Here is a 10360-nt window from a genome sequence, read left to right on the forward strand (position 1 = left end):
TTGGCTACGCAAGCCTTGCGTTACGGTGGCGCTGGCAGTGATGTTAAGTTTGATGAACGATTTAGGACGCTTCATCATTTTATTCATGACACATTGCCGGAAGACCATGAATTGTATGGCGCGGAGGCTCTTCCGAAACCAGACGAAAAAGTACCTGTATTTCTGCTTGGAGCAAGTGCAAACAGTGCTAAGCTTGCGGCAGAGCAGGGCGCGAACTTCGTATATGCTCACTTTTTAAACAGTAATAATGATTTTCTCAAAGAAGCTATTCAGCAATATCGAAAGATCTATCCAGAAGGGAAATTTATCGTTGCGGTTGCTTCCTTTGCTGCAGAAACGCAAACAGCGGCAGAGCAAGCAGCAAGTGATTATAAAATTTATAAAATCTTCACCGAAAGTGGCCGGTCGATGTCTGTAAGAACTCTTGATCAAGTTGAAGCCTTCCGCGAACAGACGGATGAAATCATTACAGAAATCAAGGAGCAGGAAGTGGAGATGATTGCGGGCAGTCCGGATTTTGTGAAAAATGAATTTGATAAGCTTGCATCTGCTTTTGGAGTTGAGGAGTTCATTATCCATACACCAATATTGGATGAAGAGAAACGATTGAGGTCATATGAGTTATTAAGTGAATTAGCAGTATTTGTTTGAAGTAAATAAAAGAGGAAGTGGTTTTATTGAATATCGATTTCGGTTATGTCGTGCAAATCATTCCGGAATTACTCACCTATTTGCCAATTACATTATATTTAACGATCGTATCGATGGTGATTGCGATTATGATCGGTGTCATCCTCGCGATTATCCTTGTGAATAAAGTGCCAGTTCTTTTACAAGTAGCGAAAGTATATATTTCTTTTTTCCGGGGGACGCCCGTGCTTGTTCAACTGTTAATGATCTACTTTGGACTTCCTCAATTGTTCCCGGTTTTCAATGACCTAGGGGCAGGAGCGGCAGCAATCGTCGCATTCAGCTTAAATACGTCATCTTATCTAGCGGAGATATTCCGTGCAGGCTTAGAGTCTGTGGATAGGGGGCAGGCGGAAGCTGCTACATCCGTGGGCATGAGCTATGCTCAAGCGATGCGGGGAATTGTTTTACCGCAAGCAGTAAGGAATGCGCTGCCGGCGACAGGGAATATGTTCATCGGGTTAATCAAAAACTCATCTCTTGCATTCACAATTGGTGTTACGGAGTTATTAGCGCAAGGGAAATTACTGGCATCGGCAAATTTACGATTTTTTGAAGCATATCTAGCGGTTGGCCTGATTTATTGGGCGATTACTTTCCTATATAGCCAATTACAAGGCTGGTATGAACAGCGGATAAGTAAACCATATATCGCTTAATCGTCAAAACAAAAAGGGGAGAAAAATAAATGAATAGATTCATATTGTTTCTCGCAGCAGGTTTATTGTTAGTTGTTGCGGGCTGTGGGGGAAGCGGAGAGAGTGAAGCTTCAGAAGGTACTAAGGGGGATAACGTCATTACGGTAGGTGCAGTACCGGATGGCTTTCCGACATCTTTTAAAGAAGATGATGAGTTGAAGGGATTCAGTGTCGATATTATTAAAGCAATTGTTGAAGAAGCTGGTTATGAAATCGAATTTGTCATGACGGATTGGAACGGGGTCCTTGCCAACTTACAATCGGGGAAGATAGATACAGCATCTAACTTTGCTGCAACGGAAGAAAGAGGGCAAGATTATAATTTTACAGATCCTTATTACAGTTCCAAAGCAGCGATCGCGACAGCGGCAGATGATGATACGTTAAAGGAAATAGAAGATCTGACTGGTAAGCAAATCGGTAACATTATGGGCACAAATTTTGAAAATGTATTAAAGGAACAATACCCAGATTTAGATTATGAACCTGTTACGTATGAATCAACGGACGTCATTTATACGGACGCCGGATCAGGCAAGGTTGAAGGCATCATACATGGCAGAGAACATTTAATGGCGCAAATCAGTAAAAGAGACTTACCGTTACGAATTGTAGGAGAACCTTTTGGCGACCAGCCAGTAGCCTTGCCATTTAAGAAAACAGAAGAAAATGATGCAATCATTGCTGATTTAAACAAAGCAATAGAGGCACTGAAAGAAGACGGAAAGTTCTCGGAAATATCACTGGAATACTTTGGTGTAGATTTACTGGAAGATGAACAGTAGAAAACAAGAAATAGAGGAGAAATCAATGAGAAAGTTAGTTTTGTTAATGAGTGTGCTATTTTTGTCCCTTTTAGTAGGTTGTTCTAGCGGTGAGGGGGCAGAAGCAGGAGCAAAGGTTGTAAAGATCGGTGCTGGGCCTGACGGTTATCCACAATACTTTAAAGAAGCTGATGAGTTAAAGGGGTTTAGTGTCGATGTTATAACAGCTATATTTGACGAAATGGATTATGAAATAGAATGGGTGTTAACAGATTGGAATGGCATCTTAGCCAATTTGGAATCTGGGAAAGTAGATACGGTAGCAAACTTTGCCGCAACAGAGGAAAGAGGAGAGCATTATAATTTCACCACTCCATATTACAACTCCAAAACTGTCATTGCATCAGGAACAGAGACCCAGAATATCCAATCATTAGATGATTTAAGCGGAAAAACGATAGCGAACGTGCTGGGATCAAACTATGGAAATGTGTTGCAAGAGAACTATCCAGACGGTGACTATGAAATTGTCACATTTGAATCGAATGACGTCATTTTTACAGATGTTGCAAATGGCAAGGTAGATGCGTTCGTATCAGGGAGAGAGATTTTGTTAGCGCAAATTAATGACAAAGGAATTCCGCTTGAAATTGTTGGTGAACCATTTGGAGATCAGCCTGTCGCATTACCATTTAAAAAGACAGAGGAAAATGATGTGTTAATTTCAGAGATTAATAATACGATAGAGAAACTTAAGGAAAATGGCACTCTCTCTGAGCTATCAGTGAAATGGTATGGTGTGGATTTACTGGAAGATGAGCAATAAGAAAGGATAGTGGAGGAAATGTCTAAGAAAAATATGAAACTTGGTGTTATTATCCAAGGTCCGGGCGGCCATATGAACTCTTGGAAATCAGAAGATGTTCCGGCAGACGGAAGTATCAATTTAGAACATTATATCAACGTAACGCAGGAAGCCGAAAAATCGGGGATGGACTTTATATTTATTGCAGATGGATTACACATTAATGAAAAATCGATTCCCCATTTTTTAAATCGCTTTGAGCCCATCACTTTATTAGCAACACTTGCTGCTGTAACAAAACAAATTGGCTTAGTCGGAACGGTATCAACAACGTACAGTGAACCATTTAATATCGCGCGGCAATTTGCATCATTGGATAAAATTTCCGGTGGCCGGGCTGGTTGGAATGTTGTAACGACACCACTTGAAGGAACGGCTGCAAACTTCAATAAAGGGAATCATCCAGACCACTCCTTACGCTATAAAATGGCAGATGAATATTTGGAAGTTGCGAAAGGATTATGGGATTCTTGGGAAGATGATGCATTTGTCAGGAACCGTGAAACAGGCCAATTTTTCGATGCGGATAAGATGCACCGCTTAAACCATGAAGGGGAATTTTTTAAAGCGGATGGTCCGTTAAATATTGAACGTTCGAAACAAGGGCAGCCGGTGATTTTCCAGGCGGGAGCTTCAAAAACAGGAATTGCTTTCGCAGCGAAACATGGGGAAGCCATTTTCACGAACAAAGCAACATTGGAAAGTGCGCAAGAATATTATCGCGATTTAAAGAATCAGGCAGTTAAAAATGGACGAAAACGTGAGGACGTAGTTATATTACCATCACTGTCTCCCATCATTGGTGCAACGGAAGAAGAAGCTGAAGCGAAATACGAGGAAATAAAAAACTTAATCAGCATTGAGGAAGCATTAAATTATCTCGGACGCTACTTTGATCATTTTGATTTTAGCCAGTTTCCGCTTGATGAAGCCTTCCCGGACATTGGTGATGTAGGGAAAAATAGTTTCCAATCAACGACAGATCAGATTAAAGAGATGGCGCAGAACGAAAACTTAACATTAAGAGAAGTTGCATTACGTGTGGCAACTCCGAAAAATGAATTTTTCGGTACGTATGAACAAGTAGCTAATAAAATGATGGAGTGGGTAGATAACGAAGCTGCCGATGGTTTCGTCATCAATTTATATGTAATGGGTAAGCAATATGATGATTTTCTCCAGTTTGTCGTCCCGATTTTAGAAGAAAAAGGATATTTCAACCGCAACTATGAACGTGATACATTACGAGGAAATTTAGGATTGCCTTTTATCGAAAATCGTTATACCAACAAAGATAAAGTATCATCATAAAACGAAACTTCATTTAGTGGAAGTTTCGACGCACAGGTTACGGAAGTAGGAATTGAACATTTAGAAAAAGCGTTAGCGGAGTAAATGAATAAGATTCTTTTGATAATAGGGTCACGTTTAAAATCGGGAAAGGGGAATGATGATGAGTCAAATTGTAATTGTTTCAGGCAGTCCGTCCGCTTTATCACGGACAGAGCGCATCCTTTACTATTTAGGTGACCTTGCGGAGACGGAAGGATATACTGTTAAGCATATTTCAGTAAAAGATATGGATGCAGAGGATTTGCTTTTTGCAAATTTCACTAGCCCTAAACTGAAGGAAATCACCAAGACATTAGAAACAGCGGATGGGGTAATTGTCGGTTCCCCTGTATATAAGGCTTCCTATTCTGGTGTACTAAAGGCATTATTCGATATTTTGCCACAAGATATTTTACAAAATAAATATGTGCTCCCTGTCATGACAGGTGGCAGTTCCTCCCATTTATTAGCGCTGGAATATGCATTGAAACCGCTACTGGCAACGATGAAAGCGCAGAATTTAAAAGGGCTTTATTTCCAGGACAGCGACATTGATAAAACAAGTGATAACGTTATTGTAGATGAGGATATGTTGAACCGGACAAAGAAACAACTTCACTATTTTATTGAAAAAATGAAAGGTGATGTAGGTGTGAAAGCCTATTAATTATAGAAGGGATACTCTTTTTTAAAGGGTATCTCTTTTTAATTTTAACTAGTCTTTCAAGGCGTGACAGGACGCTATCCGTCGCTTATAATGAAGTTTAAGAATATTGCTACCTTTTTAGGGAACAAGAAATTATCAAGAGCTTCAATTAAAATGCTTAATGTTAAACGAAAAAAAGGTGAATCGATTCAACTAGGCGTTTGAGGAAATGTGCGAGTGGGATAATAGATAATATAGTTGTGTTTTTACTTCATGATTAGGTAGTCAAACAGGAGGGCACATCATGTATCAAAAAAGTATCGCATTAGCATATATCCTCTGGCTTATCTTTGGTCAGTTTGGTATCCACCGTTTTTATACGGGAAGAATTGGAACTGGGATTATTCAATTACTGTTAGGGGTAACTGGTTGGGCAACGAAATGGATCTTAATCGGTTACATTCCGCTCGGCATTCTTTGGTTATGGATGTTGGTTGACATCTTTCTAATTCCAGGAATGTGCAGAAATCCTCGCTAGTTAAGAAGAGATCAGTAAAAGGGGGAAACGATAATGGGTAATTTTAAAACAGCAGACATATGTGATGACTATGCAAGCGAGGTCCAAGTTTGTAAGTTGGATTTTCGTTCTTTCGGGAAGCGGCGACGTTTTGCGGGGAAAATTGAAACGGTTCACGTCTACGAGGATAATGTTTTGTTTGAAGAGGCCCTTGAATCGGTGCATGCAGGTTCTGTCATTGTCGTAAATGGAGGTGGGTCAAGAAACTGTGCACTCATGGGTGACCGCTTGGCAGGGATTGCTGTTTCTCGTGGCCTTGCGGGGATAATCATTAATGGTTGTGTTCGTGATTCAGCGGATCTTGCTACGATGGATGTCGGGATTTTAGCGCTCGGAACGAATCCATTAAAGAGTAAAAAGAATGGAATTGGTGAGCGGGACGTAAGTTTCACTTTCGGTGATGTGAAATGGAAACCGGGGAGTTTCGTCTATGCAGATGAAGATGGTGTGATTGTTTCTGAAAATGAATTTGAATAAGTAAATAAGACTTTTCATCAAGCTAGAACTGTAGGAATTAATTGCAGTTCTAGTTTTTGTTTGTTTACATTTTTAACTAGAAATCGACTTATACTTGCTATATTTATCAAAATTCAAATCGTAACAGACGTTATTATGTTGGAATTTGTAAATTTGTGTAAATCAAAATTATTTGAATTATTATGAAACCATGATATAATCGGGTTTAGAGAGCAACGCCTACATGATGGACACCCTTTTTAAAATATTTTTAAGGAGTGATTCGTTTGTCAAACAAAGCAGTAGTGTATTCCAAACCAGGAGAGGTAGAAGTGAAGGATATTGGTTATCCAGATCTTGTTCTTCGCGATGGACCAGGAGTTAACCCGCTAAACGTCGGAAGGAAATGTAATCACGGGGTTATTTTAAAAGTGATTGCAACAAATATTTGCGGAAGTGACCAGCATATGGTTCGCGGAAGAACGACTGCTCCAAGTGGTTTGGTATTGGGGCACGAGATTACGGGGGAAGTAATAGAAGTCGGCAGTGACGTAGAGTTCATTGAAAAAGGTGACATTGTTTCTGTCCCGTTCAACATTGCTTGTGGGCGTTGTGTCAATTGTCGCCAGCAAGACACACATATTTGTCTGAATGTAAACCCAGATCGTCCTGGTTCTGCATATGGTTATGTAGATATGGGAGGCTGGGTCGGCGGTCAGTCCGAATATGTGATGGTTCCGTATGCTGATTTCCAGTTGTTAAAATTCCCTGATAGAGACCAGGCGTTGGATAAGATTCTTGATTTAACGATGCTTTCGGATATTTTCCCGACTGGATACCACGGTGCTTATAGTGCAGGAGTTAAGATGGGATCGACGGTATATGTAGCAGGAGCCGGTCCGGTTGGACTTGCGGCGGCTCACTCTGCACAATTGCTTGGTGCATCGGTTGTCATTGTAGGGGACTTAAATGAAGAACGGTTGGCACAGGCGAGAAGCTTTGGCTGTGAAACGGTAAACTTAAGAGAGCATGATGATCTTGGTGAGCAAATTGAGCAAATCTTAGGTGTACCGGAAGTGGATTGTGCAGTAGATGCGGTAGGTTTTGAAGCGAGCGGACACGGAAGAGATGCCGGGGAAGCACCAGCGACAGTACTGAACTCTATTATGGATATAACGCGAGCGGGGGGACGTCTCGGTATTCCAGGATTATATGTTACAGGGGACCCGGGTGCGGTAGACGCGGAGGCGAAAGAGGGAACCCTTAAAATCCGGTTTGGATTAGGCTTTGCAAAAGCACACCATTTTGTCACGGGACAAACGCCTGTAATGAAATATAACCGTGATTTAATGCAGGCGATTTTAAGTGATCGTGCACAAATTGCAAAAGTGGTGAATGCGACGGTTATATCTATTGGTGACTCACCAGATGGATATAAAAAGTTTGACGGCGGAGCAGCAAGAAAATATGTCATTGACCCGCATGGAACGGTTCGAAAACACCTAAGTCTTGATACTGCTGAAGTGATTAATTAAATTTCGGCTACGATATGAATTTTATTGGATGATTTCATATATGATTAAAAGTCAATAAATGAATAGAGAACCCACATTCTAACGTACGTTCCGAGTGTTATATTAGAATGTGGGTGTTTTTGTCTGGAATCGATGTAAATGGAGAAAGTGAGGGAAGGGGGCTAGGTGAACTGTTATTCATAAATCTATTTAAGCCGGAACTGATAGCTGTGCTGCAATCGGTTCTGGCTTTTTATTGCCATGATTTAGATTAGAGCCTATCAGCCGAGTCGATAACTATATGTACACAAAACTGTCAGACTTAATCTCCCGAAAATAGATTATAATGGACGTAGCACTTAAGTAATGTGAAATAGTGAACAAATGATTATTATAATGAAAAGGGTAGATGGATATGGATTATGTGAAACCACCTCAAGTAATTGATTCTGTTGCAGTGGCTGGAAAGGATAAAGCGCAATTGCCAATTAGTCACATTTTGATAAAAGCGATGTTAGCTGGTGTATTATTAGGATATGCGACAACATTGGCATTTACTGGTGCGACTCAAACAGGACTAGATATTGTTGGAGCACTTATTTTTCCGACTGGATTTGTTATAACTCTATTATTGAATCTTGAACTTGTGACGGGATCTTTTGTTGCGATGCCGATTGCACGATTTCGCAATAAAATAACCGTGCCTAATATTGCTCGTAACTTCACATGGGCTTTTATTGGAAACTTGGCTGGTAGTGTAATCTATGCGGTATTATACACAATCTATATTACACATTTTGGAAATATTGAGGACTCAATCATGATACAAAAATTGATTGCTGTAGCAGAAAGTAAAACATTAGATTATAAAGCATACGGCTGGGATGGGATGGTTGTTGTATTTGTGAAGGCGATGCTCTGCAACTTTATGGTTACGTTAGGAGTACTGGTGAATGCTACATCCACCTCCACAATCGGGAAGATTACTGCCATGTGGATACCAATTTTCATTTTCTTCGCTCAAGGGTTTGAGCACGCTGTCGTAAATATGTTTGTAATACCTGCAGCCATGATGGTCGGAGCGGATATCAGTATGGCAGACTGGTGGATATGGAATCAAATACCTGTGACGATTGGGAACTTTGTTAGTGGATTTTTATTTGTTGCTCTAGCTTTTCATATTGTGACGAAAGAGAAAAGGGAAAAATTGTAGAATACTAGGAAGAAGTGATGTAATTTGGGGGTGCATGGCACCTCTTTTTTTATTAGGTAAAATAAAAGTAGAATTATTTAAATAGAGTAATATATTGTAATTGACAAAATATTACTAAGATATTATAATGAAAACGCTATATTAAATAGAAAAAAGGGGAGAGGGGATCAAGAAATGAGGAAAAAATGGTTAGGCTTACTCGTGATTGGTATATTATCAATCGTCCTTGTGGCCTGTGGCGATGATGGAGGAGACGACGCTGATAGCAGTGATGGCGGAGATGGGGATTCTGCCGGTCTTGAAACAAATATTGTGACCATTGCTACGGGTGGGGCGTCTGGTCCATATAATATTATCGCTACGACACTTGCGGATATTTATACGTCAACTTACGATGTCAACTCTCGTACACAAACAACAGGAGCTTCCGCTGAAAACTTGAATCTCATGGCAGATGAAAAAGTAGAAATGGCATTTGTTATGAGTGATGCATTGAGCCAGGCTTTAAATGGAGAGGAAAGTTTTTCAGAGCCGTTAGAGGGCATAACACAAATTGCGAATCTTTACCCGAACGTCGTACAAATTGTTGCACGGGCAGATGCTGGGATTGAAACAATTGAAGACTTAGTCGGGAAGCGTGTGGCCGTTGGCGACCAGGGCTCTGGAGTAGAAATAAATGCACGCGCTTTATTAAATGGTCATGATATTACATATGATGACTTGCAGGTGGACTACCTCGGTTATGCGGAGGCATCTGACGGTTTATCTGGAGGAACGGTTGACGCAGCCTTTTTAACAAGTGGACTGCCGAATGCCTCTGTATTGGAACTATCGGAAACGCTTGATATTAATCTAGTAACGGTAGATGCAGATAAAGTTGCTGAAATTGCAGAAGAACATCCGTACTTTGTTCCATATGAAATTCCGGCAGATATGTATGACAATGCGGACGTTGTATCAACTGCAGCTGTTCCGAATGCCCTCGTTGTACGTGAAGATTTAAGTGAGGATGATGTGTACGAATTAACGAAATCCTTCTTTGAGAATCTGGAACAGTTAGCTAACTCACATCAGGCAGCGGCGGATATATCATTAGATACAGCTCAAGACGGCCTCATTGCGCCATTACATCCAGGAGCTGAAAAATACTTTAATGAGCAATAAGAAAAGAATCTGGATCGGGAGCGCGTTTCTCATCGTGCTCCTTTTTCTTCTTCTTTTACGTTTGCCAGTCATTGAATTAGCGGGAGACAATACCGCTTATTATCTTAAACATAACGAATTTACACTTGGCTGGATTCATTCCATTGAGAAAGAAGAATGGTTTGAAAACTATAAACGAGAAAAGCAGGAAATTGTGTTACTAGAAACATATTTTAAGACGTTTGGTGCTGGGACGCCATATGAAGTTGAAGGAACAACGACTGAAAATGGTTTTATCCATATGGAGATGGATGTGGCTTATGAGGAATTAAATGTAACGGCTTCCGAATATGTGGATTTGACGATATACATGGAAAATCGTGAAATTCCTTTGCATCATTACTTTAATGATCACGAGCGCGTTCTTATTAGCGTGCGTACTGTACCTATATGGGAATACAT

The 10360-nt window shown here is 40.5% G+C and carries 12 protein-coding genes; all 12 read left to right on the forward strand.

Annotation, left to right across the window (positions count from 1 at the left end; all coding sequences use genetic code 11):
* On the forward strand, positions 1-651 hold a 651-nt coding region (locus tag SPD53_RS18670), incomplete at its 5' end, for an LLM class flavin-dependent oxidoreductase (RefSeq protein ID WP_336253448.1).
* Positions 652-677: 26 nt separating this feature from the next.
* Positions 678-1349 (forward strand): amino acid ABC transporter permease, encoded by a 672-nt coding sequence (locus SPD53_RS18675; protein ID WP_235762085.1) that lies wholly within the window; start codon positions 678-680, stop codon positions 1347-1349.
* 29 nt (positions 1350-1378) lie between these two features.
* A complete protein-coding gene (locus tag SPD53_RS18680) occupies positions 1379-2173 on the forward strand; it encodes a transporter substrate-binding domain-containing protein (protein WP_238471109.1) in 795 nt (264 codons plus the stop codon).
* 25 nt (positions 2174-2198) lie between these two features.
* Positions 2199-2978 (forward strand): transporter substrate-binding domain-containing protein, encoded by a 780-nt coding sequence (locus SPD53_RS18685; protein WP_336253449.1) that lies wholly within the window; start codon positions 2199-2201, stop codon positions 2976-2978.
* Between the two features lie 18 nt (positions 2979-2996).
* Positions 2997-4328: an LLM class flavin-dependent oxidoreductase gene (locus tag SPD53_RS18690; RefSeq protein WP_336253450.1), complete on the forward strand. Its 1332-nt coding sequence runs from the start codon at positions 2997-2999 to the stop codon at positions 4326-4328.
* A gap of 142 nt (positions 4329-4470) precedes the next feature.
* The gene (gene ssuE, locus SPD53_RS18695; RefSeq protein ID WP_336253451.1) at positions 4471-5016 is read left to right on the forward strand and encodes an NADPH-dependent FMN reductase; all 546 of its coding nucleotides are present in this window, start codon (positions 4471-4473) and stop codon (positions 5014-5016) included.
* 283 nt (positions 5017-5299) lie between these two features.
* Positions 5300-5533 (forward strand): TM2 domain-containing protein, encoded by a 234-nt coding sequence (locus tag SPD53_RS18700; protein WP_336253452.1) that lies wholly within the window; start codon positions 5300-5302, stop codon positions 5531-5533.
* Between the two features lie 33 nt (positions 5534-5566).
* Complete coding sequence (gene rraA / locus SPD53_RS18705; RefSeq protein ID WP_336253453.1) at positions 5567-6049, forward strand: ribonuclease E activity regulator RraA; 483 nt, start codon at positions 5567-5569, stop codon at positions 6047-6049.
* Between the two features lie 266 nt (positions 6050-6315).
* Positions 6316-7563 carry a formaldehyde dehydrogenase, glutathione-independent gene (gene fdhA / locus SPD53_RS18710; RefSeq protein ID WP_336253454.1) on the forward strand — a complete coding sequence of 416 codons (1248 nt, stop codon included), beginning with the start codon at positions 6316-6318 and terminating at the stop codon, positions 7561-7563.
* Between the two features lie 394 nt (positions 7564-7957).
* The gene (locus SPD53_RS18715) at positions 7958-8755 is read left to right on the forward strand and encodes a formate/nitrite transporter family protein (protein WP_336253455.1); all 798 of its coding nucleotides are present in this window, start codon (positions 7958-7960) and stop codon (positions 8753-8755) included.
* 174 nt (positions 8756-8929) lie between these two features.
* Entirely contained in the window at positions 8930-9919 is a 990-nt protein-coding gene (locus SPD53_RS18720) for a TAXI family TRAP transporter solute-binding subunit (protein ID WP_336253456.1), read from the forward strand.
* Positions 9909-10360, forward strand: a 452-nt coding sequence (locus SPD53_RS18725) for a DUF1850 domain-containing protein (protein ID WP_336253457.1), incomplete at its 3' end; no start/stop codon positions are given. The genes SPD53_RS18720 and SPD53_RS18725, both read left to right, overlap by 11 nt.

Origin of the sequence: Oceanobacillus sp. MO10714A, assembly GCF_037072045.1 — a bacterium.
Taxonomy (GTDB): Bacteria; Bacillota; Bacilli; order Bacillales; family Amphibacillaceae; genus Oceanobacillus; species Oceanobacillus indicireducens.